We start from the raw sequence: 21,882 nt of genomic DNA, 5'->3' as shown, positions 1-21,882 counted from the left end.
ATGGCAAAAAAGAAGGCGGCCTAAGCCGCCTTCCACATCCGATACATCCGATTACCGTGCGGTCATCCGCTGATATCGACACGCTCCCGCAATTCCTTGCCCGCTTTGAAGTGCGGAACGTATTTCTCAGGAACGTGCACCTTCTCGCCGGACTTGGGATTACGCCCGACGCGAGGCGGTCGGTAATTAAGCGCAAAGCTTCCAAAACCGCGGATCTCGATACGATCCCCACGCGCCAGGGCGTCGGACATCGCATCGAGGATCATCTTGACCGCGTAATCGGCATCCTTTGCAACCAGCTGCGGAAAACGTGCCGCAAGCTGAGCAATCAGCTCCGATTTGGTCATGATCGGCCAGATTACTGCTTTTGCTCGTTCAGCTTGGCCTTGAGCAGCGCACCGAGGTTGGTGGTACCGGAGGCAGCGGAGCTCTCCGAGGCCAGCTTCTGCATGGCTTCGGACTGTTCGGCCTGATCCTTCGCACGGATGGACAGGTTGATCGAGCGGGTCTTGCGATCGACGTTGATGATCATCAGCTCGAGCTCGTCGCCTTCCTTGAGCATCGTGGTGAGGTCGTCGACACGGTGCGGAGCAGCTTCGGAAGCGCGCAGGTAACCTTCAACCTCATCACCCAGACCGATCACGGCGCCGCGGGCATCCACCGACTTCACGGTACCGCGCACGAGGCTGTTCTTCTCGTGGGTGGCGATGAAATTGGTGTACGGATCGCCTTCGAGCTGCTTGATGCCCAGCGAGATGCGCTCGCGTTCGACGTCGATGGCCAGCACGACGGCCTCGACCTCGTCGCCCTTCTTGAACTTGCGCACGGCGTCTTCGCCGGACTCGCTCCAGGACAGGTCGGACAGGTGAACCAGGCCGTCGATGCCGCCATCCAGGCCGATGAACACGCCGAAGTCGGTGATCGACTTGATCTGGCCGCGAACCTTGTCGCCCTTCTTGTGGTTGATCGCGAAATCGTCCCACGGGTTGGAGGCGCACTGCTTCATGCCCAGGGAGATACGGCGACGGTCTTCGTCGATCTCGAGGATCATCACTTCGACCTCGTCGCCCAGCTGGACAACCTTGGTCGGGTGGATGTTCTTGTTGGTCCAGTCCATTTCGGACACGTGGACCAGACCTTCGATGCCCTGCTCGACTTCAACGAACGCGCCGTAGTCGGTGATGTTGGTGACCTTGCCGAACAGGCGGGTACCCTGCGGATAACGGCGGGAGATGCCGACCCACGGATCTTCGCCGAGCTGCTTGAGGCCCAGGGAAACACGGTTCTTTTCCTGGTCGAACTTGAGCACCTTGGCTTCGATTTCGTCGCCGACGTTGAGCACTTCCGACGGGTGACGCACGCGACGCCAGGCCAGGTCGGTGATGTGCAGCAGGCCGTCGATGCCGCCGAGATCCACGAACGCGCCGTAGTCGGTGATGTTCTTGACCACGCCCTTGACGACAGTGCCTTCCTTGAGGTTTTCAAGCAGCTTCTGACGCTCTTCGCCCATGGACTCTTCGAGCACGGCACGGCGCGACACGACCACGTTGTTGCGCTTGCGATCGAGCTTGATGACCTTGAATTCGTATTCCTTGCCTTCGTACGGCGAGGTGTCCTTGACCGGACGCATGTCGACCAGCGAACCCGGCAGGAAGGCACGGATGCTGTTGGTCATGACGGTGAGGCCACCCTTGACGCGACCGGAAATCACGCCCTTGACCAGCGTACCTTCGTTGAGCGCCTTCTCGAGGTCGTTCCAGGCGGCGATGCGCTTGGCCTTGTCGCGCGACAGGCGGGTTTCGCCGTAGCCGTCTTCCAGCGCTTCGATGGCGACGTGGATGAAGTCGCCCGGATTGACTTCGAGTTCGCCGCGGTCGTTGCGGAACTCGTCGAGCGGGACGTAGCTTTCGGACTTCAGGCCGGCGTTGACGACGACGAAGTTCTGGTCGATGCGCACGACTTCGGCGGTGATGACTTCACCGGTGCGCATTTCTTGAAGGGCAAGGCTTTCCTCGAAAAGGGCGGCAAAGCTTTCTTCGAAGGAAACAGGGGTGGCAGTGGACATAAAGGAAAGAACCCGGCACCGGCCCGAAGGACGGCGTTCAGTGATAATTGAAAAAAAGCACGCGCAGAGCACCTGCTCCCGCATGCGACGCTTCGGCCGTTGGCGGAGCGCTCAGCGCCCCGCAAGCCCCCGTTCCCGAACACGATCGAGCACGAAAGCAACGGCCTGCTCGGCATCCATGGAGGTCGTATCGAGCAAGGCCGCATCCGGCAACTTCTGCAAGGGTGCAACGGCACGGGCCGCATCGCGCGCATCCCGCTCCCGCAAATCCTGCATAAGGCTTTCCATGTTAGCAGGCAAACCCTTGTCGATCAACTGCTTATAACGGCGTTCGGCACGCGCCTCGACGGAAGCGGTAAGGAAGATCTTCACGGAGGCATCGGCGAAGACCACCGACCCCATGTCGCGCCCCTCGGCAACCAGACCCGGCCCCGCGCGGTAGTCGCGCTGGCGGTCGAGCAGCGCGGCGCGCACCGCAGGCAGCACCGCAACCTTGGACGCGCCACTGGAACACGTCTCGCTGCGGATGACGTCCGTAACATCCTCCCCCTCAAGCCAGACCCGCTCCTGCTCGAAGCGCGCCGGCAGGGCTGCTGCAATCGCAGCCACCCGCTCTTCGTCCCCCAGATCCACCCCGGCGCGCAGCGCGGCGAGCGCCACGATGCGGTAGAGCGAACCGCTGTCGAGGTGATGCCAGCCCAGCGCCTCGGCCACGCGCGCGCCTACCGTGCCCTTGCCGGACGCCGACGGGCCGTCGATCGCGACGACCGGCACCGGCGCAGCGACCTCGCCGAACACCTGGAAATAGGTCGGGAAGGTCTTGTTCACGCACTTTGGGTCGTTGATGCGCACCCGGCAGCCACCCAGGCTCACCAGGGAAAAGCACATCGCCACGCGGTGATCGTCGTAGGTATCGATCGCCGCCGGGCGCAGGCTTTGCGGCGGAACGACCTTGAGGTAGTCGGCGCCCTCTTCCACCTCCGCGCCGACCTTGCGCAGTTCGGTCGCCATCGCCGCGATCCGGTCGGTCTCCTTGACGCGCCAGCTCGCGATGTTGCGCAGCACGCAGGGTCCGTCGGCGAACACCGCCGCCACCGCCAGCGTCATCGCGGCATCCGGAATGTGATTGAGATCGAGATCGAAGGCCTTCAGACGCCCGCCCTCGGGTGCCGACGCCTCGATCCAGTTGTCGCCCAGTTCTATGCTGGCGCCCAATTGCGCAAGCGCATCGGCAAATCGTACGTCGCCCTGGATGCTGTTCCGCCCCACGCCTTCGACCCGCACCGGCCCGCCGCCGATCGCACCCGCCGCCAGGAAATAGGACGCCGAGGACGCATCGCCCTCGACGAAAAGCGTACCCGGACTACGGTAGCGCACGCCGCCCGGCACGGTGAAACGCTGCCAGCCCTCGCGCTCGACCACCACGCCGAAGCGCGCCATGAGGTCGAGCGTGATGGCGATATAAGGCTTGGAGATCAGCTCGCCGACCACCTCGATCGAGGTCTCGACGCCCGTCAGCGGCAGGGCCATCAGCAGTGCCGTGAGGAACTGGCTGGACACGTCGCCGCGCACCTTCAGCACACCGCCAGGGCGGATCGCCGCCGGACGAATGTGGAGCGGCGGGTAGCCCTCGTTGCCGGTGTATTCGATATCGGCACCAGCCTGCCGCAGAGCATCCACCAGATCGCCGATCGGGCGCTCGTGCATGCGCGCCACGCCCGAAAGCATGTACTCGCCACCGGACAGCGCCAGCGCTGCCGTCAGCGGCCGGAAAGCCGTGCCGGCGTTGCCAAGGAACAGATCGGCTGACTTCACCGGGAAGGGGCCACCGACACCTCGCACGCGATAGTTGTCGGTGTCGCCCTCGCGCTCCCACTGGACGCCGAGCGCACGCAGCGCGTCGAGCATGCGCTCCACGTCGTCGGAGGCCAGCAGGTCGCGGATGTCGGTCTCGCCTTCGGCGAGCGCCGCCAGCAACAGGCTGCGGTTGGAAATGCTCTTGGAGCCCGGCAGGCGCACCCGCCCACGGGCACCGAGCATGGGCGGCAAATCGAGAAATTCCATGATCATTCTGCAGTAGAAGTGGGCGAAAACTGTGCCGCCCAGGCATTACGGGCGCGCTGCGCCTCGTCGAACAGCTGCTCGAGTCTCGCCCCGTCGCCGGCCATGAGAAGCGCGCGCAGATAGGCAAGCTCGGCGAGGTACTGGTCAAGCTCGGCAAGCAGCGCCTGCCGGTTGGCGACGCAGATGTCGCGCCACATTTCAGGGTGACTGCCGGCAATCCGGGTAAAGTCGCGGAATCCGCTGGCAGCGTGCGAAAACAGCAGCTCGGCGTTCGCACGACCAGCCAGATCGTGCACCAGGCCGAAGGCAAGCAGATGGGGCAAGTGGCTGACCGCGGCGAACACGCGATCATGCTCCTGCGGCGCCATATCCACTACCGTTGCTCCGCAGGCCGCCCACGCCGCGCGTACGCGCTCGACAGCGGCGGGGTCGTTTTCCGGCAGCGGCGTGACCACGACCTTGCGACCGACGAAAAGGTCGGCGAACGCGGCATCCACCCCGCTCTTCTCGGCACCGGCGATCGGATGCGCAGGCACCGCCCGCGGCAGTTGGGCGTCCAGCCGGCGGTAGATGGCCTCGATCACGTCGCGCTTGGTGCTGCCGGCGTCGGTCACGACGGTGTTCGGCCCAAGATGCGGCGCCATCGCGCTCATGATGGCGTCGAGCTGACCGACAGGGGTCGCCAGCAGCACCAGATCGGCGCCATCGAGCGCCGTCGCCCAGTCGGTGGCGATCTCGTCGATGACGCCGAGTTCGAGCGCCCGTTCGAGCGATGCCGGCTTGCGGCCAACGCCGACGATGTGACCGACCGCGCCGCGCCGCCGCAAGGCGAGCGCGAACGAACCGCCGATCAGGCCGACGCCGCAGACCACCAGTTTGCCGATCAAGGCCATGCCGTACCCCGGTATGCGTCAGGCCAGCGCCTGGCGCAGCGCCTCGATGAAGCGGGCGTTCTCTTCGGGCAGACCGACCGACACCCGCAGCCATTCGGGCATGCCGTAGCCTGCGATCGGCCGGACGATCACACCTTGCTCGAGCAGGCTCCGGTTCACGGCCACGGCATCGCCGACCTTCACGGTGACGAAGTTGCCGGAAGACGGAATCCACTCCAGGCCGAGTTCGGCAAAGGCCGCCGTCAGCTGGGCCATGCCGCGCCGATTGACATCGGCGCTGCGGGCGACGAACTCGTCGTCGGTCAACGCCGCTTCGGCCGCGGCGAGCGCCACGCTGGACACGTTGAAGGGTTGGCGGACGCGGTTCATCAGGTCGGCGACGTCCGGATGCGCGATCGCGTAACCCACCCGCAGACCGGCCAGCCCGTAGGCCTTGCACAAGGTGCGCGACACCAGCAGATTGGGGAAGCGGGCGAGCCAGGCGATGGAATCGTAACGCTGCTCCGGCCGCAGGAACTCGGTGTAGGCCTCGTCCAGCACCACCAGCACGTCTTCCGGCACCTTGGCGAGGAAGGCCTCGAGCTCGGCGCCGGAAAGGAAGGTGCCGGTCGGGTTGTTGGGATTGGCAATGAAGACGATGCGGGTGTCGGCTTCGATCGCCGCCGCCATCGCGTCGAGGTCGTGACCGAAGCCTTTGGCGGGGACCTCGATGCAGCGCGCGCCACGGGCGTTCGTCGCCAGCGGATAAACCGCGAAGGAGTAACGCGAGAACACCGCCGAGGTGCCGGGCGAAAGGAAGGTCTGCGCGGCGATCTCGAGCACGTCGTTGGACCCGTTGCCGATGACGAGCTGGTCCGCCTTCACGCCGAACTTGCGCGCCAGTGCCGCCTTGAGCGCGAAGGCGCCGCCGTCGGGATAGCGAAAGGCCTCGCTCAGCGCGGCCTGGGCGGCGTCGCGCGCGCGCGGCCCCATGCCCAGCGGGTTCTCATTGGAGGCGAGCTTGACGATGCTCGCTTCCGGAAGCCCCATTTCGCGGGCCAGCTCGGAAATCGGCTTGCCCGGCTGGTAGGGCGAAATGGAACGGATGTAGGCCGGCGCCCGACTGGCAACGCTCATGGTGTTTCTCCTGCAGGTTCAGATCGCGGCGACGGGGTAGGACCCCAGCACCTTGACGAAGGCGGCGCGCGCATTGAGTTCCGCCAGCGCAGCCGCGACCGGGGCATCGTCCTGATGCCCCTGGATATCGACGTAGAACACGTATTCCCACAAACCACCGCGCGCCGGGCGCGACTCGAGCTTGCTCATATCCACGCCATGGCGCGCCAGCGGCTCCAGCAGCGCATGCATCGCCCCCGGACGATTCTGCGCCGAACACACCAGCGAGGTCTTGTCATTACCGGACGGACCGGCATCGTGACGGGCAATGACGAGGAAGCGCGTAGTGTTGTTGGGATCGTCTTCGATATTGGTGGCGAGCTTGTTGAGCCCGTAGAGTTCGGCCGCCGCTTCGCCGGCGATGGCACAGGATTCGGGATCCTCCGACGCCAGCCGGGCCGCCTCGGCATTGCTCGCGACGGGCACCCGCGGCAGATGCGCCAGGTTGCGGTTGAGCCATTCGTGGCATTGCGCCAGCGACTGCGCATGCGAATAAAGCCGCTTCGCCCCGCCGATACCTTCGGCGCGCGACAGCAGGTTCTGGTGGATGCGCAGCTTGACTTCGCCGCACACCTTCAGCGGGTTGGCCAGCAGCAGGTCCAGCGTGCCGCCGATCGCCCCCTCGGTCGAGTTCTCCACCGGTACCACGCCGTAGTCGGCATTGCCGGCCTCGACCGCGCGAAAAACCTCGTCGATCGAGGCCGTCGGCAGGAAGTTCGGCGCCGAACCGAAGTGCTTGCGGCTGGCGCTCTCGGAAAAAGTACCGGCCGGCCCCAGATAGGCCACCTTAAGCGGACTCTCCAGACCGAGACAAGCCGACATGATCTCGCGGAAGATCGTCTGCACCGCGGTCGAAGGCAGCGGCCCGCCATTGAGGTCGGCCAGCCTGCGCAGCACCTGCGCCTCACGCTCGGGGCGGTACACGTTGCCGTGCTTGATCTCGCCCACCCGCTGCGCACAGCGGGCGCGTTCGGACAGGCGGGCGAGGATCTCCTCGTCGAGGCGGTCGATCTGGTTGCGCAGCTTCAGCAGTTCGTCACTCATGGTCACCGCTCCAGATCAGCCGTGGCGGGCGGCAAAGTCGCGCAGGTAATCGACCAGCGCCTGCACACCCTGCAGCGGCATTGCGTTGTAGATGGAGGCACGCATCCCGCCCACCGTCTTGTGGCCCTTCAGCTGCACCAGCCCGGCTTCCCTCGCTCCGGCGAGAAAGGCGTCGTTGAGCGACTCGTCCTTCAGGAAGAAAGGCACGTTCATGCGCGAGCGGCAGGCGCGGTCGACACGGTTCTCGTAGAAACCGCTGCCGTCGAGATAGCCGTAGAGCAGGTTCGCCTTGGCGATGTTCTGCGCCTCGATCGCGGGGACGCCGCCCTGACGCTTGAGCCACTGGAACACCAGGCCGGCGATGTAGATCGCGTAGGTCGGTGGGGTGTTGTACATCGAACCGTGCTCGGCCACCGTCTTGTAATCGAAGGCCGAGGGGCAATGCGGCGAGGCCTTGCCGAGCAGATCCTCGCGCACGATCACGATGGTGAGCCCGGCCGGGCCGATGTTCTTCTGCGCGCCGCCGAACAACAGCCCGTACTTCGACACGTCGAACGGCCGCGACAGGATGTGCGAGGACACGTCGGCCACCATCGGCACCTCGCCGCGGCCGATCTGCGTCAGATCCGGCTCGAAGGGGTACTCCACGCCGCCGATGGTCTCGTTGGTACAGGCGAACACATAGGCCGGATCGGCCGACAGCTTCCACTGCGCCATCGACGGCACCGTGGTGTAGCCGCTCGCCTCCGAAGTGGCGGCGATGTTCACCGTGCCGTACTTGCGCGCTTCCTTCTGCGACTTGGCCGACCAGGAGCCGGTCACCACGTAGTCGGCGACCTTGTGCTCGCCCATCAGGTTGAGCGGGACGATCGCGTTTTCGCCGAGCCCGCCGCCCTGCATGAAGAGGATGCGGTAGTTGGCCGGCACCGCCATCAGTTCGCGCAGGTCGGCCTCGGCCTGCTCGACGATGGAGACGAACTCCTTGCTGCGATGGCTCATCTCCATCACGCCGATGCCGACGCCATGCCAGTCGAGCATCTCCTCGGCGGCCTGGCGCAGCACCTCTTCAGGCAGTGCGGCCGGACCGGCGCTGAAATTCCACACGCGACTCATGCTTCGCTTCCCTCTTCACCATTGCCTTCTGCCGGCGTATCGCCCGCATCGCCGGACTCCACGCCATCGCCCTCGACTACACCTTCGCTCTCGACCTCGTCGGCCTCGGATTCGGCCACCTTCTCGATCCCGGCCAGGTAGGTGCCTTCGTCGAGGTTGATCAGGGTCACGCCCTGGGTGGCACGGCCGAGTTCGCGGATGTCCTGCACCTTGGTGCGGATCAGCACCGCGCCGGTGGAGATCAGCATCACCTCATCGGTCGGATCGACCAGCACCGCGCCGACCAGCTTGCCGTTGCGGTCCGAGGTCTGGATCGCGATCATGCCCTTGGTGCCGCGGCCATGGCGGGTGTATTCCGCCACCGGGGTGCGCTTGCCGTAGCCGTTCTCGGTGGCGGTCAGCACCGACTGGGTTTCGCCCTTGGCGACCAGCATGGCGATCACGCGCTGACCGTCCTCCAGCATCATGCCGCGCACGCCGCGCGCGCCACGACCCATCGGACGCACGTCGCTCTCGGCGAAGCGCACCGCCTTGCCTGCGTCGGAGAACAGCATCACGTCGCACTCGCCATCGGTGATGGCGACGCCGATCAGGTGGTCGCCATCGTCGAGATCCACCGCGATGATGCCGGCCTTGCGCGGGTTCGAGAACGCCGTGAGCGCGGTCTTCTTGACCGTGCCTTCCGAAGTCGCCATGAACACGAAATGGTCGTCGTCGAAGGCCTGCACCGGCAGCACCGCGGTGATCTTCTCGCCCTCGATCAGCGGGAAGAGGTTCACGATCGGCTTGCCGCGCGAGTTGCGCGTGCCTTCCGGCACCTCGTAGACCTTCAGCCAGTAGGCGCGGCCGCGGCTGGAGAAGCAGAGCACGGTGTCGTGGGTGTTGGCGACGAAGAGGTGGTCGATGAAGTCCTCGTCCTTCATCGAGGTCGCCTGCTTGCCGCGGCCACCGCGACGCTGGGCGCGGTAGTCGGCCAGCGGCTGGCGCTTGAAGTAGCCGGTGTGCGACAGGGTGACGACCATGTCTTCCGGCGTGATCAGGTCCTCGATGTTGATCTCGGCGGTGCTTAGCACGATCTCGGAACGGCGCGGGTCGCCGAACTGATTGCGGATCGCGGAAAGCTCCTCGACGATGATCGCGGTGATCCGCTCGGGGCGCGCCAGGATGTCGAGCAGGTCGGTGATGAGATCCATCACCTCGCGGTATTCGCCGACGATCTTGTCCTGCTCGAGGCCCGTCAAGCGCTGCAGGCGCAGTTCGAGGATGGCCTGAGCCTGGGCGTCGGACAGTTTGTAGCCCTGGGCGGAGAAGCCGAACTCGGGGTCCAGCCCTTCCGGCCGGTAGCTGTCGGCGAGCGCGCGCGACAGCATCTCTTCCACCAGCGGCGAACGCCAGGTGCGCTCCATCAGCCCGCGCTTGGCGTCGGCCGGGGTCGGCGCCGCCTTGATCAGGGCGATGATCTCGTCCACGTTCGAGAGCGCCACCGCCAGGCCTTCCAGGATGTGGCCGCGGTCGCGCGCCTTCCTCAGTTCGAAGATGGTGCGGCGGGTGACGACCTCGCGGCGGTGCTCGAGGAAGCACACCAGCATCTGCTTGAGGTTCAGCAGGCGCGGCTTGCCGTCGACCAGCGCCACCATGTTCATGCCGAAGGTGTCCTGCAGCTGGGTGTGCTTGTACAGGTTGTTGAGCACCACCTCGGGCATTTCGTTGCGCTTGAGCTCGATCACCACGCGCATGCCGGACTTGTCCGACTCGTCGCGGATCTCGCTGATGCCTTCGACCTTCTTCTCGTTCACCAGCTCGGCGATGCGCTCCAGCAAAGTGCGCTTGTTCACCTGGTAGGGCAGTTCGTCGACGATGATGGCTTCGCGGTCGCTGTTCTTGCCGATCGGTTCGATGTGGGTGCGCGCGCGCATCACCACCCGGCCGCGGCCGGTGCGATAGCCCTCGTGCACGCCGTGCAGGCCGTAGATCAGGGCAGCGGTCGGGAAGTCCGGCGCCTTGACGATGTCGATCAGCGCCTCGATGTCGGTGTCCGGCTCGGCCAGCAACTTGAGACAGGCGTCGACCACTTCACCCAGGTTGTGCGGCGGGATGTTGGTCGCCATGCCGACCGCGATGCCGGACGAACCGTTGATCAGCAGGTTGGGAATGCGCGCCGGCAGGATCAGCGGTTCTTTTTCGGAGCCATCGTAGTTCGGCCCGAAATCCACCGTTTCCTTGTCGATGTCGGCAAGCAGTTCGTGGCCGATGCGGGCCATGCGGATTTCGGTGTAACGCATCGCCGCGGCGTTGTCGCCGTCGACCGAACCGAAGTTGCCCTGACCGTCGACCAGCATGTAGCGCAGCGAGAAATCCTGCGCCATGCGCACGATGGTGTCGTACACCGCCGAATCGCCGTGCGGGTGGTACTTACCGATGACGTCGCCGACGATACGCGCCGACTTCTTGTAGGCACGGTTCCAGTCGTTGGACAACTCGTGCATGGCGAAGAGCACGCGCCGGTGCACCGGCTTGAGGCCGTCGCGCGCATCGGGTAGCGCCCGCCCCACGATCACGCTCATGGCGTAATCCAGGTAGGAGTGGCGCATTTCCTCCTCGAGGCTGATCGGCAGTGTTTCTTTTGCGAACTGAGTCATGCTCGAAGGCGGTAAAACCCGCGTAAACCAAAAGCGTGCGATCTTACCATGCGCACCCTGTTGCCGCCCCATCCGGGCCTGGAATCCACCCCGGAACGTCGCCTATCGAACCAGCAGCGCCACCGCATCCTCCCGCCAGTAGCGCAACGCGGCGTAATAGCCCTCCCAGACGCAGCCGTTGCAGCCTCGCCCGCAGCAGGTCGTCGGCACCGGCGGTGGCTCACGCAGGCTCAGACCGGCGGCGTCGAGCCGGACGCGCACCGCGACGATCATCGCCTCGGCCTCGGCGAGGTTGCGCACCGGCGCGTCGAACGGTTCGGCAGCTGGCTTCATGACAGGACAGACCCGATTGAGAAGGCGGCGATTATCGGCGACATCGCCGCACCCTGCACAGGCGCCCCACTCTCCGACAGGCTGTCCGCGCCGCGGACATTTTTTCGGAGAAACCCTCTTGAAATCGCCCCTCCCGCCCCAAGATACCCGCCCGTCAATGAGAACACAGGGAGCCCCCAGATGCCGGATCCGAGCCAGAACCCTAACCTCACCCCCGAACTCGAGCAGCAGCCCGAGCGTGCAGACACAGCCGCGGCGGCCGCGGACGTCGCCCCTGACGTCATGCCCAGCCTCGAAGAAACCCTGCGCCAGGCCGAACTCAAAGCCGCCGAACACTACGACGCCTGGCTGCGCGCCAAGGCCGAAGGCGAGAACATCCGCCGCCGCGCCCAGGACGACATCGCCAAAGCTTCCAAGTTCGCCGCCGAGAAATTCGCCAGCGCGATGGTGCCGGTGAAGGACAGCCTGGAAGCCGCGCTCGCAGTCGAAAACCAGACCGTCGAAAAGCTGCGCGAAGGCGTGGAGCTCACGCTCAAGCAACTTGTTTCCGCCTTCGAGGGCGCCGGCCTCGCCGAGGAAAGCCCGCTCGGCCAGAAGTTCGACCCGAACAAGCACCAGGCGATCAGCGCAGTCGAGGCCGACGGCGAGCCCAACACGGTCATCAACGTGCTGCAGAAGGGCTATCTCCTGCACGAGCGCGTGGTGCGCCCGGCCCTGGTCGTCGTCTCCAAAGCCAAGGCCCAGTAAGGCAGCGCGAACAATGCGTGGGTGCCGCCACGGCGAGGCTTGAAAGCCCGCCCGGCCACCCCATATTCGATACAGGCCGCGCTGACAGACCGTCAGCCATCAACGAATTCAGAACCTCAAGGACATCATCACCATGGGCAAGATCATCGGCATCGACCTCGGCACCACCAACAGCTGCGTTTCCGTGATGGAAGGCGGCAAGCCCAAGGTCATCGAAAACTCGGAAGGCGCGCGCACCACCCCGTCGGTGGTCGCCTACGCCGAAGACGGCGAAATCCTGACCGGCGCGCCGGCCAAGCGCCAGGCCGTCACCAACGCCAAGAACACGCTGTTTGCGGTCAAGCGCCTGATCGGCCGCCGCTTCGAAGAGAAGGAAGTGCAGAAGGACATCGACCTGATGCCCTACACCATCTGCAAGGCCGACAACGGCGACGCCTGGGTGGAAGTGCGCGGCAAGAAGATCGCGCCGCCGCAGGTTTCCGCCGAAGTGCTGCGCAAGATGAAGAAGACCGCCGAAGACTACCTCGGCGAAGAAGTCACCGAAGCCGTCATCACCGTACCGGCCTACTTCAACGACAGCCAGCGCCAGGCCACCAAGGACGCCGGCCGCATCGCCGGCCTCGAAGTGAAGCGCATCATCAACGAGCCGACCGCGGCCGCGCTCGCCTTCGGCATGGACAAGAAGCCGGGCGACTCCAAGATCGCGGTGTATGACCTCGGCGGCGGCACCTTCGACATCTCCATCATCGAGATCGCCGACATCGACGGCGAGCACCAGTTCGAAGTGCTGGCCACCAATGGCGACACTTTCCTCGGCGGCGAGGACTTCGACCAGCGCATCATCGACTACATCGTCACCGAGTTCAAAAAGGAACAGGGCGTCGACCTCAAGAACGACGTGCTCGCGCTGCAGCGCCTGAAGGAAGCCGCCGAAAAGGCCAAGATCGAGCTGTCCTCCGGCCAGCAGACCGAAGTCAACCTGCCCTACATCACGGCCGACGCCACCGGCCCGAAGCACCTCGCTGTCAAGATCACCCGCGCCAAGTTCGAGGCGCTGGTGGAAGACCTGATCGAGCGCTCGATCGAGCCCTGCCGCGTCGCGCTGAAGGATGCCGGCGTCAAGGTCTCCGACATCGACGATGTGATCCTGGTCGGCGGCCAGACCCGCATGCCCAAGGTTCAGGAGAAAGTGAAGGAGTTCTTCGGCAAGGAGCCGCGCAAGGACGTGAACCCGGACGAAGCCGTGGCCGTCGGTGCTTCCATCCAGGGCGGCGTGCTGCAGGGCGAAGTCAAGGACGTGCTGCTGCTCGACGTCACCCCGCTGTCGCTCGGCATCGAAACCCTGGGCGGCGTGATGACCAAGCTGATCCAGAAGAACACCACCATCCCGACCAAGGCCTCGCAGGTGTTCTCCACCGCCGACGACAACCAGTCCGCGGTGACCATCCACGTGCTGCAGGGCGAGCGCGAAATGGCCGCGGGCAACAAGAGCCTGGGCCAGTTCAACCTGTCCGACATTCCGCCGGCGCCGCGCGGCATGCCGCAGATCGAGGTCACCTTCGACATCGACGCCAACGGCATCCTGCATGTGTCGGCCAAGGACAAGGCCACCGGCAAGGAAAACAAGATCAAGATCCAGGCCAACTCCGGCCTGTCGGATGAAGAAGTCGAACGCATGGTGCGCGACGCCGCCGCTCACGCCGAGGAAGACAAGAAGGCGCACGAGCTGGTCGACGCCCGCAACCAGTGCGACGCGCTGATCCACTCGACCAAGAAGGCCCTGGCCGAACATGGCGACAAGATCGGCGACGACGACAAGGCCAAGATCGAAGCTGCGATGAAGGACGCCGAAGAAGCGATCAAGAGCGGCGACAAGGACAGCATCGAAGCCAAGAGCCAGGCGCTGGCGCTGGCCAGCCAGAAGCTGGGCGAAGCGATGTACGCCCAGCAGCAGGCCGAGGGCGGCGCCCAGGCGGCCGGCGGCGCGGCGGGCAGCGGCAGCAAGGCCGACGATGCCGACGTGGTCGATGCCGAGTTCACCGAAGTGAAGGACAAGAAGTAAGCGCCTCGCCGGACGGCAAACCTTGTGGCCGAGCCCCCACCGGAGCCTCCTCCGGTGCCGGCTCGGCCTTTGCATGACATAGCCTGAGCGAAACACAATGTCCAAAAGGGATTACTACGAAGTCCTCGGCGTCAATCGCGACGCCGGCGACGACGAGATCAAGAAGGCCTATCGCAAGCTGGCCATGAAGTTCCACCCGGACCGCAACCCGGACAACAAGGACGCCGAAGAGAAGTTCAAGGAGGCCAAGGAGGCCTACGAGATCCTCTCCGACGCACAGAAGAAGGCCGCCTACGACCGCTACGGCCATGCCGGCGTCGACCAGTCCGTGGGCGGCGGTGGCCAGGGCTTCGACGGTTTCGCCGATGCCTTCGGCGACATCTTCGGCGATCTCTTCGGCGGCAGCCGTGGCGGCGGCGGGCGTTCCAACGTCTATCGCGGTGCCGACCTCCGCTACAACCTGGAAATCTCGCTGGAAGAAGCCGCGCGCGGCGCCGAGAAGACCATCCGTATCCCCACCGTCGAGGAATGCGGCACCTGCCACGGCAGCGGCGCCAAGCCCGGCACCCAGCCCAAGACCTGCCCCACCTGCGGCGGCGCCGGTCAGGTTCGCATCCAGCAGGGCTTCTTCTCCATCCAGCAGACCTGCCCGAAGTGCCACGGCACCGGTCGCATCATCCCCGATCCCTGCAACGACTGCGGCGGCGCCGGCCGGGTGAAGAAGCAGAAGACGCTGGAAGTGAAGATCCCCGCCGGCATCGACGAAGGCATGCGCCTGCGCCACGCCGGCCATGGCGAACCGGGCGTCAATGGCGGCCCGCCGGGTGATCTCTACGTCGAGATCCACATCCGCCAGCACGCGGTGTTCCAGCGCGACCACGACGACCTGCACTGCGAGATGCCGATCAGCTTCGCCACCGCGGCACTTGGCGGCGAGATCGAGATCCCCACGCTGGAAGGCATGGCGCGCATCAAGATCCCGGCCGAAACGCAAAGCGGCAAGGTCTTCCGCCTGCGTGGCAAGGGCATCAAGAACGTGCGCTCGCACAGCCACGGTGACCTGATGTGCCATGTGGTGGTGGAAACACCGGTGAATCTGACCGAACGCCAGAAGGAACTGCTGCGCGAGTTCGAGGAAGTGTCGAAGGACGACGCCGACCGCCACAATCCCAAGGCCAAGTCCTGGATGGACAAGGTGCGCGACTTCTTCGGCACCTGAGCGCATCGCCCTCGGCAAGCAGGGCGACAAGATGCCAGCGTAGTGTCCGGCGGGCGGGCGAACCCGCCGGAGTTGGCTATACTCCGCCCCAGAGGAGTCTTTCGGCTGCCGGCGAGAATATTCCGCAGAGATACCCCCGGACAGCACCGCCCCACCGACACGGCAGGGCGGTAAACACGAAAACAAGAACAGCGGCTCCTCGTCGATGCATCGATAACGGAGACCCTATGACATTGCTGCGCCTGCCGCGTCCTGCGGTACACCGCCTCGCCCGCCGTTTCGCATCACTCCTTGCCGCCGCGGCGCTGGCCTTGCCAAACGCTGCGGCCCTCGCCCAGCAGGGCGTGGACGCCGAAACCATCACCCTCGGCCAATCCGGCGCCCAGAGCGGACCGCTCGCCGAGCTCAACAAGGAATACCTGGCCGGCGCCAATCTTTATTTCACCCAGATCAACGAGCGGGGTGGCGTGAACGGCCGCCGCATCCGCCTGATTACGCTCGACGATGCCTACGACCCCAACAAGGCGGCCGAGAACGTCCAGCGGCTGATCGAACAACAGCAGGTCTTCGCCCTCTTCGCCTGCTTCGGCACCGGCCCCAGCCTCAAGGCTGCACCCATCGCCACCGCAGCCAAGGTGCCCTTCTACGCCCCTTACACCGGCGCCGAAGCGCTGCGTGAGCCGCTGAACCCATACGTCTTCCACGTTCGCGCGTCCTACCGGCAGGAAATCGAAAAGGTCGTCGACCACCTCACCAAGCTCGGCATCCAGGCGATCGGCGTCGTCCACCATGCCGACCCCTTCGGCCTTGCCGGGCTGGAAGCCGCCACCGGCGCACTCGCCAAACGCGGACTCAAGCCGGCCGTGGTGGCACCGATTGCGTCCGGCGGCAACGACGCCGCCGAGACCGTGCAGAAGCTCGCCGCCGCCAACCCCGCGGCCGTCATCATGGTCACCGCCGGCAACAGCTCAAGCGCACTCCTGAAGGCCATCCAGCAGGCCGGCATCCAACCCATGCTGTACGGCCTGTCGGTCATCAGCAGCACCCAGCTGATCCGCGATCTTGGCGACAAGGCGCACGGACTGGTCATCGCGCAGGTGATGCCCTCGCCCTTTCGCGTCGATTACCCCTTCGTGCGCGACTACCGCCAGGCCGCGGAAAAGGCCGGCCTGCCTTACGCCTACGCCTCGCTGGAAGGCTATCTCGCCGCCCGCAGCTTTACCGAGGCACTGCGCCGCAGCGGCCGCGACCTGACCCGCGAGAAGCTCGTCAACGCGCTGGAGACCATGAGCGATTGGGACGCCGGCGGCCTGCGCCTGGCGTTCTCGCCGCGCCGCCACGTCGGCATGGATTACGTCGACCTGGCCGTCATCAGTCGCGGCAACTTCAACCGCTGAGCACGCCGACGCACCTGCTGCAAAGACAGAGCCCGCGTTCTCCGCCCTGCTTCAGGCGGTGATCGCGGGCTCGTTTCCTGCCCTGCCGGTTCGACCGGGTTGCGCTCAGGCGCGGCGCCAACTCGTTCCGCCGGGACCATCCTCCAGCACGATGCCGGCTTCGAGCAGCTCGGCGCGGATGCGGTCGGCCTCGGCATAGTTCCTGGCCTTCTTAGCCGCAGCGCGGTCTGCGATGCGCGCCTCGATCTCGTCCGCGGCCAGACCGGATGCCGCCGGCGTGCTTCCCTGCAGGAAGGCAACCGGATCGCGCCCGAGCAGGCCGAGCACGCCGCCCAGCGCCTTCAGCTGGGCTGCCAGCGCCGGCCTTGCCTGGCGGTTCACCTCGTTGGCAAGCTCGAACAACACCGCGAGTGCCTCGGCGGTATTGAAGTCGTCGTCCATCGCCGCCTTGAAGCGCACCGCATGCGCTTCCGACCAATCGACCGTCGCGGCCGCGGCCGGCACATGCTTGAGCGCGGTATAAAGACGAGTGAGCGCCTGCCGGGCGTCGTCCAGGTGCGCGTCGGAGTAGTTCAGCGGACTGCGGTAATGCGCACGAAGGATGAAGAAGCGCACCACCTCGGCATCGTAGGTCTTGAGCACATCGCGGATGGTGAAGAAATTGCCCAGCGACTTGGACATCTTCTCGTCGTCGACCCGCACGAAACCGTTGTGCATCCAGTAGTTCACGAAGGTATGGCCGTGCGCACCTTCGGACTGCGCGATCTCGTTCTCGTGATGGGGGAACTGCAGATCCTGACCGCCACCGTGGATATCGAAATGCTCGCCCAGCAGGTCGGAACTCATGGCAGAGCACTCGATGTGCCAGCCGGGACGACCATTGCCCCAGGGCGACGCCCACTTGGCTTCGTCGGGTTCCTCGGCCTTGGCCTGCTTCCAGAGGACGAAATCGAGCGGATCGTTCTTCTCGCCCGCGACCTCGACGCGCTCACCGGCACGCAGCTCGTCCAGCGACTTGCCCGAAAGCTTGCCGTAACCTGAGAACTTGCGCACCGCGTAGCAGACGTCGCGATTGGCGGCGACATAAGCCAGGCCCCTTTCCTGCAGGCGTTCGATCAGGCTCTGCATGCTGGCAACGTAGTCGGTCGCGCGCGGCTCGTGGTCCGGCCGCAGCACACCGAGCGCATCGGCATCCTCGTGCATCGCATCGATGAAGCGGTCGGTCAGCGCGCGGATGGACTCGCCGCTCTCCTGTGCCCGCCGGATGATCTTGTCGTCGATGTCGGTGATGTTGCGCACATAGGTGACGTCGAGCCCGCTCGCACGCAGCCAGCGTGACACCATGTCGAACACCACCATGACCCGGGCATGGCCGAGATGGCAGTAGTCGTACACTGTCATGCCACAAACATACATCCGGACCTTGCCGGGCTCGATGGGCTGGAAGGCTTCCTTGCTTCGGGTCAGCGTGTTGTGGATCGATAGCATGCCGTATTACCGAAAAACTCGGCGGCGCACCGCGCGCCGCGCCGATCAAGTCGCGATCGCGGTCTGCGCATCGCGTAAAAAAAGCGGGTGCCGGCTGGCCCCGCCTTGCCGACTCTGGCCACGGGGGCGCTAGGACGTCGGATTGTGGGAGTACAGGGGTGTTGGTAGAATCGGGCGCTGGCCCGCCTGTACATCCCCTGAAAAACCAAAGCAGTATAGCACATGAAGATCCGCCCCTCCGCCGCCTTGGGCGCGCTGGCGCTGATGCTGTCCGTCAGCGCCACCCCCGTGTTCGCGGCCGAAGGTCCTCGCGAGATCCGGGGCCTGCTGCATCAGGGCAAGGCCGCCGAAGCGCTGTCTCTCGCCAACCGCATGATCGACCGCCAGCCCCGCGAAGCGGAAGCCAGGCTGCTCAAAGGTGTGGCGCTTGCCGAACTGGGCCGCCAGGACGAAGCGATCGCGGTCTTCGTCAAGCTCACCCAGGACTTCCCCGCTCAACCCGAGCCCTACAACAACCTGGCCGTGCTCTACGCCCGCCAGAAGCAGTATGACAAGGCGCGCAGCGCGCTCGAATCAGCCATTCGCACCCATCCGAGCTACGCGGTGGCCCATCAGAATCTGGGCGACGTCTATGCACGGCTCGCAAGCCAGGCCTACGAGAAGGCACTGCAACCCGACACCAGCCGTAGCACCGAGCCGCCGGCCCGTCTTGCCCTGATTACCGAAATGACGGCTGGCGGCTCGGCAAAGCCGGCGCAAGCCGCGACAGCAACGGCGCTCCCGCCGCCCCCGCCAGCGCCTGTGGCACCGGCCGCGGTCGCCGTGCTCGCGCCGCCGCCGGCGCCCCCGCCGACCGCCACACCCAAGCCGCCTGCCCCTGCCGCCGCCATCCCGCCGGTCGCCCCCTCGACAACGCCAGTCCGCGAAGCCGCCCCCCTCGTCGCCGCCGAGCGCAAGACGCCGGCGGCGGTAGCCCCAACTGCCGATGCGGCACGACTCGAGAGCGGCGTACTGCGCGCCGTCGAATCCTGGGCGCAGGCCTGGTCACGTAAGGACATCAAGGCCTACCTTGCAGCCTATGACAAGGAATTCGAGGTACCCGACGGCCGTAGCCGCGACGCCTGGGAACGCGAACGCCAGCAGCGGGTCGGAAAGCCCGGCAGCATTTCCGTCGAAGTGGAGGCTCCCCGCGTGACCCTGAATGGCGACCGCGCCACAGTGCGCTTCCAGCAGCGCTACCGTTCCAGCGGCTTCAAGGCCTCGACCACGAAGACGCTGGAACTGGTGCGTCGCGGCGACGACTGGCGGATACGCCGCGAACAGGCCGGGGGCTGAGCATGCCTGCATTGCACACCCTGCTGCCTGCCCTGCTCCTCGGCTCAATGCTGGCCCTGCTCGCCGGCCAGGCGCCTGCACAGACGGGGGCGGCCACGCACACCGGCCCCGACACCGCGCTGCAGGGGTCTTCCGCGAAATCGAAGCCAATCGTCTCGACGCCGCACTCGATAGAACCGAAGCGCTGCTGAAGGTGTACCCGAACTTTCGCCTCGCCCACCTGGTCAAGGGCGACCTGCTGCTGGCACGCACCCGCCCGTTGACCACCTTCGGCAACGTCGAGGGCCCGGGACAACAGGTCGAGGCCCTGCGCGAAGAAGCGGTTGCGCGTTTACGAGCCTATCGCGAGCGCCCGGCGACCGAATTCGTTCCCCGCTACCTGATGCAGATGGGGCCGGAACAGCAGTACGCGGTCGTGGTCGACGCCGAGCGAGCGCGTCTTTATGTCTATCGCAACGACAACGGGCGCCCCCGCTTCGTTACCGACTACTACGCCAGCCACGGTAAGGCCGGCGTAGAGAAATGGCGTGAGGGCGACAACCGCACGCCGCTGGGCGTCTATCACGTCACCTCGTTCATCGATCCCAAGCGTCTACCTGACTTCTACGGCAGCGGGGCGTTTCCGATCAACTATCCGAACGACTGGGACAAACGTCTCGGCCGCACCGGCCATGGGATCTGGCTGCATGGCACCCCCAGCGACACCTACGCCCGCCCACCGAAAGCGTCGGAGGGTTGCGTGGTACTCGCCAACCAGGATTTCAGCAGCCTGTCGAACTACGTCCAGCCCGGACTGACGCCGGTCATCATCAGCAACGAGATCGAATGGCTCAGCGTCGACGACTGGCAGCGCAATCGCCGCAACCTCAACGACGCCATCGAGGCATGGCGGCAAGACTGGGAAAGCCTGGATGTCGAACGCCACCTGTCCCATTATGCGAAGGATTTCCGGAGCGACCGCCTCGACCGCGACGCCTGGGCGAGCCAGGCACGGCGCATTGCCAAGGGGCAGCGCGCGCTCAAGGTGGCGATCGACAAGCTCAGCATGTTCCGCAATCCGGGCAAGGACGAACTGGTCGTCGTGACTTTCGAGCAAACCCTTCGCGGCCAAGGCCTGGCCGACACGCAGCGCAAGCGCCAGTACTGGGTCCGCGAAGGTGGCCGCTGGAAAATCGCCTACGAAAGCGCGGCCTGACGGCCCGCCTCCCTGCTTCAACACAACCGGAGACTCCATGAAGCGCATTCTCGCCTTTTTCGCCCTGTCGGCCTGGTTCGGCCTCGCGCTTGCAGCGAACCCGCAGGTCCAGATCAGCACCAGCCAAGGCGACATCGTCGTCGAACTGTATGCCGACAAAGCGCCCAAGACGGTCGCCAACTTCCTGCAGTATGTCGGCGACAAACACTACGATGGCACCGTCTTCCATCGCGTCATCAACGGCTTCATGATCCAGGGCGGCGGCATGGACGCAGCGATGAAGGAGAAGCCCACCCGCGCGCCGATCGAGAACGAAGCCAGGAACGGCCTGCGCAACGAACCCGGCACCCTGGCGATGGCGCGGACCGGCGCCCCCCACTCGGCCACCGCACAATTCTTCATCAACGTGGCTCCGAACGACTTCCTCGACTACCCTTCGCGTGACGGTTGGGGCTACGCCGTGTTCGGCAAGGTCGTGCGTGGTCTCGACGTCGTAGACAAGATCGCCCGCGTGCCGACGCGCACCATCGGTTTCCATCAGAATGTCCCGGCCGAGCCGGTCGTCATCCAGTCGGCACGCGTTCTCGACACGCCGCCGGCCGGTCCCGCAGCCCGATAAGCACACAGGAGCACACCATGGCAGTCAACCTGCACACCAATCACGGCATCATCACCATCGAACTCGATGCCGAGAAGGCGCCCGTCACGGTCGAGAACTTCCTCGCCTACGTCACCGCCGGCCACTACGACAACACCGTGTTCCACCGCGTCATCGACGGTTTCATGATCCAGGGCGGCGGTTTCGAACCCGGCATGAAGCAGAAGCCGACGCGCGATCCGATCAAGAACGAAGCCGACAACGGCCTCAAGAACGAGCGCGGCACCATCGCCATGGCCCGCACCCAGGCTCCGCATTCGGCGTCAGCCCAGTTCTTCATCAACATCGCCGACAACGACTTCCTCAACTACCGCTCGCCCGACATGCAGGGTTGGGGCTATTGCGTGTTCGGCCGCGTCTCCGCCGGGATGGACGTGGTCGACGCGATCCGCAAGGTCAAGACCGGCTCCAGCGGTTTCCACCAGGACGTGCCCAAGGAAGACGTGATCATCGAGCGCGCCGAAGTTGTCTGATC

The 21,882-nt window shown here is 65.4% G+C and carries 19 protein-coding genes; 9 read left to right on the top strand and 10 right to left on the bottom strand.

Annotated elements, in window-relative coordinates; genetic code table 11:
- Positions 1 to 62 precede the first annotated feature (62 nt).
- The 9 genes from CJ010_RS06500 to CJ010_RS06460 all read right to left on the bottom strand — a co-directional run bounded on the left by CJ010_RS06500 (position 63) and on the right by CJ010_RS06460 (position 11,306).
- Complete coding sequence (locus CJ010_RS06500; protein ID WP_141017281.1) at positions 63 to 347, bottom strand: integration host factor subunit beta; 285 nt, start codon at positions 345 to 347, stop codon at positions 63 to 65.
- An 11-nt stretch (positions 348 to 358) separates the two neighbouring features.
- Positions 359 to 2,065 carry a 30S ribosomal protein S1 gene (rpsA, locus tag CJ010_RS06495; protein WP_141017280.1) on the bottom strand — a complete coding sequence of 569 codons (1,707 nt, stop codon included), beginning with the start codon at positions 2,063 to 2,065 and terminating at the stop codon, positions 359 to 361.
- 111 nt (positions 2,066 to 2,176) lie between these two features.
- Positions 2,177 to 4,129, bottom strand: coding sequence for a bifunctional 3-phosphoshikimate 1-carboxyvinyltransferase/cytidylate kinase (locus tag CJ010_RS06490; protein WP_141017279.1), 1,953 nt, complete (start codon positions 4,127 to 4,129; stop codon positions 2,177 to 2,179).
- Between the two features lie 2 nt (positions 4,130 to 4,131).
- Positions 4,132 to 5,022, bottom strand: a complete 891-nt coding sequence (locus CJ010_RS06485; protein WP_141017278.1) for a prephenate dehydrogenase/arogenate dehydrogenase family protein — start codon at positions 5,020 to 5,022, stop codon at positions 4,132 to 4,134.
- Between the two features lie 18 nt (positions 5,023 to 5,040).
- Complete coding sequence (hisC, locus tag CJ010_RS06480) at positions 5,041 to 6,138, bottom strand: histidinol-phosphate transaminase (RefSeq protein WP_141017277.1); 1,098 nt, start codon at positions 6,136 to 6,138, stop codon at positions 5,041 to 5,043.
- Between the two features lie 18 nt (positions 6,139 to 6,156).
- Positions 6,157 to 7,221 (bottom strand): prephenate dehydratase, encoded by a 1,065-nt coding sequence (gene pheA / locus CJ010_RS06475; protein WP_141017276.1) that lies wholly within the window; start codon positions 7,219 to 7,221, stop codon positions 6,157 to 6,159.
- Between the two features lie 15 nt (positions 7,222 to 7,236).
- Positions 7,237 to 8,334, bottom strand: a complete 1,098-nt coding sequence (serC, locus tag CJ010_RS06470) for a 3-phosphoserine/phosphohydroxythreonine transaminase (protein ID WP_141017275.1) — start codon at positions 8,332 to 8,334, stop codon at positions 7,237 to 7,239.
- Positions 8,331 to 10,973, bottom strand: coding sequence for a DNA gyrase subunit A (gene gyrA / locus CJ010_RS06465; protein ID WP_141017274.1), 2,643 nt, complete (start codon positions 10,971 to 10,973; stop codon positions 8,331 to 8,333). Before gyrA ends, serC begins: the two co-directional genes overlap by 4 nt.
- A 102-nt stretch (positions 10,974 to 11,075) precedes the next feature.
- The gene (locus CJ010_RS06460) at positions 11,076 to 11,306 is read right to left on the bottom strand and encodes an oxidoreductase-like domain-containing protein (protein WP_141017273.1); all 231 of its coding nucleotides are present in this window, start codon (positions 11,304 to 11,306) and stop codon (positions 11,076 to 11,078) included.
- Positions 11,307 to 11,486: 180 nt separating this feature from the next.
- Here CJ010_RS06460 and grpE point away from each other — a divergent pair, with 180 nt between their 5' ends.
- From grpE to CJ010_RS06440, 4 genes are all read left to right on the top strand, one after another.
- The gene (gene grpE / locus CJ010_RS06455) at positions 11,487 to 12,053 is read left to right on the top strand and encodes a nucleotide exchange factor GrpE (protein ID WP_141017272.1); all 567 of its coding nucleotides are present in this window, start codon (positions 11,487 to 11,489) and stop codon (positions 12,051 to 12,053) included.
- 133 nt (positions 12,054 to 12,186) lie between these two features.
- Positions 12,187 to 14,115, top strand: a complete 1,929-nt coding sequence (gene dnaK / locus CJ010_RS06450) for a molecular chaperone DnaK (protein ID WP_141017271.1) — start codon at positions 12,187 to 12,189, stop codon at positions 14,113 to 14,115.
- A 97-nt stretch (positions 14,116 to 14,212) separates the two neighbouring features.
- Positions 14,213 to 15,334: a molecular chaperone DnaJ gene (dnaJ, locus tag CJ010_RS06445; protein ID WP_141017270.1), complete on the top strand. Its 1,122-nt coding sequence runs from the start codon at positions 14,213 to 14,215 to the stop codon at positions 15,332 to 15,334.
- Positions 15,335 to 15,561: 227 nt separating this feature from the next.
- Complete coding sequence (locus CJ010_RS06440) at positions 15,562 to 16,731, top strand: ABC transporter substrate-binding protein (protein WP_141017269.1); 1,170 nt, start codon at positions 15,562 to 15,564, stop codon at positions 16,729 to 16,731.
- Positions 16,732 to 16,836: 105 nt separating this feature from the next.
- Here the strand turns inward: CJ010_RS06440 and cysS are convergent, their stop codons facing one another.
- Positions 16,837 to 18,219 carry a cysteine--tRNA ligase gene (gene cysS, locus CJ010_RS06435; RefSeq protein ID WP_141017268.1) on the bottom strand — a complete coding sequence of 461 codons (1,383 nt, stop codon included), beginning with the start codon at positions 18,217 to 18,219 and terminating at the stop codon, positions 16,837 to 16,839.
- 222 nt (positions 18,220 to 18,441) lie between these two features.
- On the opposite strand from cysS, the gene CJ010_RS06430 reads away from it, so the two are divergent.
- The 5 genes from CJ010_RS06430 to CJ010_RS06415 are packed head-to-tail and all read left to right on the top strand — an operon-like array spanning position 18,442 to position 21,880.
- The gene (locus CJ010_RS06430) at positions 18,442 to 19,554 is read left to right on the top strand and encodes a tetratricopeptide repeat protein (protein WP_141017267.1); all 1,113 of its coding nucleotides are present in this window, start codon (positions 18,442 to 18,444) and stop codon (positions 19,552 to 19,554) included.
- Positions 19,555 to 19,556: 2 nt separating this feature from the next.
- The gene (locus tag CJ010_RS25375) at positions 19,557 to 19,745 is read left to right on the top strand and encodes a hypothetical protein (RefSeq protein WP_240794518.1); all 189 of its coding nucleotides are present in this window, start codon (positions 19,557 to 19,559) and stop codon (positions 19,743 to 19,745) included.
- Between the two features lie 2 nt (positions 19,746 to 19,747).
- Positions 19,748 to 20,749 (top strand): L,D-transpeptidase family protein, encoded by a 1,002-nt coding sequence (locus CJ010_RS06425; protein ID WP_240794517.1) that lies wholly within the window; start codon positions 19,748 to 19,750, stop codon positions 20,747 to 20,749.
- A 37-nt stretch (positions 20,750 to 20,786) separates the two neighbouring features.
- Positions 20,787 to 21,368 carry a peptidylprolyl isomerase gene (locus CJ010_RS06420; protein WP_141017266.1) on the top strand — a complete coding sequence of 194 codons (582 nt, stop codon included), beginning with the start codon at positions 20,787 to 20,789 and terminating at the stop codon, positions 21,366 to 21,368.
- A 17-nt stretch (positions 21,369 to 21,385) separates the two neighbouring features.
- Positions 21,386 to 21,880, top strand: a complete 495-nt coding sequence (locus CJ010_RS06415; protein ID WP_141017265.1) for a peptidylprolyl isomerase — start codon at positions 21,386 to 21,388, stop codon at positions 21,878 to 21,880.
- Positions 21,881 to 21,882: the final 2 nt, after the last annotated feature.

It is taken from the genome of Azoarcus sp. DD4, assembly GCF_006496635.1.
Lineage (GTDB): Bacteria > Pseudomonadota > Gammaproteobacteria > Burkholderiales > Rhodocyclaceae > Azoarcus.
This window is presented reverse-complemented; position numbering and strand designations above follow the sequence as displayed.

What these genes read in the sequence shown, in the direction of transcription:
- CJ010_RS06500 (WP_141017281.1), bottom strand. Translation starts at nt 347, where the DNA reads ATGACCAAATCGGAGCTGATTGCTCAGCTTGCGGCACGTTTTCCGCAG.
- rpsA (WP_141017280.1), bottom strand. Translation starts at nt 2,065, where the DNA reads ATGTCCACTGCCACCCCTGTTTCCTTCGAAGAAAGCTTTGCCGCCCTT.
- CJ010_RS06490 (WP_141017279.1), bottom strand. Translation starts at nt 4,129, where the DNA reads ATGGAATTTCTCGATTTGCCGCCCATGCTCGGTGCCCGTGGGCGGGTG.
- CJ010_RS06485 (WP_141017278.1), bottom strand. Translation starts at nt 5,022, where the DNA reads ATGGCCTTGATCGGCAAACTGGTGGTCTGCGGCGTCGGCCTGATCGGC.
- hisC (WP_141017277.1), bottom strand. Translation starts at nt 6,138, where the DNA reads ATGAGCGTTGCCAGTCGGGCGCCGGCCTACATCCGTTCCATTTCGCCC.
- pheA (WP_141017276.1), bottom strand. Translation starts at nt 7,221, where the DNA reads ATGAGTGACGAACTGCTGAAGCTGCGCAACCAGATCGACCGCCTCGAC.
- serC (WP_141017275.1), bottom strand. Translation starts at nt 8,334, where the DNA reads ATGAGTCGCGTGTGGAATTTCAGCGCCGGTCCGGCCGCACTGCCTGAA.
- gyrA (WP_141017274.1), bottom strand. Translation starts at nt 10,973, where the DNA reads ATGACTCAGTTCGCAAAAGAAACACTGCCGATCAGCCTCGAGGAGGAA.
- CJ010_RS06460 (WP_141017273.1), bottom strand. Translation starts at nt 11,306, where the DNA reads ATGAAGCCAGCTGCCGAACCGTTCGACGCGCCGGTGCGCAACCTCGCC.
- grpE (WP_141017272.1), top strand. Translation starts at nt 11,487, where the DNA reads ATGCCGGATCCGAGCCAGAACCCTAACCTCACCCCCGAACTCGAGCAG.
- dnaK (WP_141017271.1), top strand. Translation starts at nt 12,187, where the DNA reads ATGGGCAAGATCATCGGCATCGACCTCGGCACCACCAACAGCTGCGTT.
- dnaJ (WP_141017270.1), top strand. Translation starts at nt 14,213, where the DNA reads ATGTCCAAAAGGGATTACTACGAAGTCCTCGGCGTCAATCGCGACGCC.
- CJ010_RS06440 (WP_141017269.1), top strand. Translation starts at nt 15,562, where the DNA reads ATGACATTGCTGCGCCTGCCGCGTCCTGCGGTACACCGCCTCGCCCGC.
- cysS (WP_141017268.1), bottom strand. Translation starts at nt 18,219, where the DNA reads ATGCTATCGATCCACAACACGCTGACCCGAAGCAAGGAAGCCTTCCAG.
- CJ010_RS06430 (WP_141017267.1), top strand. Translation starts at nt 18,442, where the DNA reads ATGAAGATCCGCCCCTCCGCCGCCTTGGGCGCGCTGGCGCTGATGCTG.
- CJ010_RS25375 (WP_240794518.1), top strand. Translation starts at nt 19,557, where the DNA reads ATGCCTGCATTGCACACCCTGCTGCCTGCCCTGCTCCTCGGCTCAATG.
- CJ010_RS06420 (WP_141017266.1), top strand. Translation starts at nt 20,787, where the DNA reads ATGAAGCGCATTCTCGCCTTTTTCGCCCTGTCGGCCTGGTTCGGCCTC.
- CJ010_RS06415 (WP_141017265.1), top strand. Translation starts at nt 21,386, where the DNA reads ATGGCAGTCAACCTGCACACCAATCACGGCATCATCACCATCGAACTC.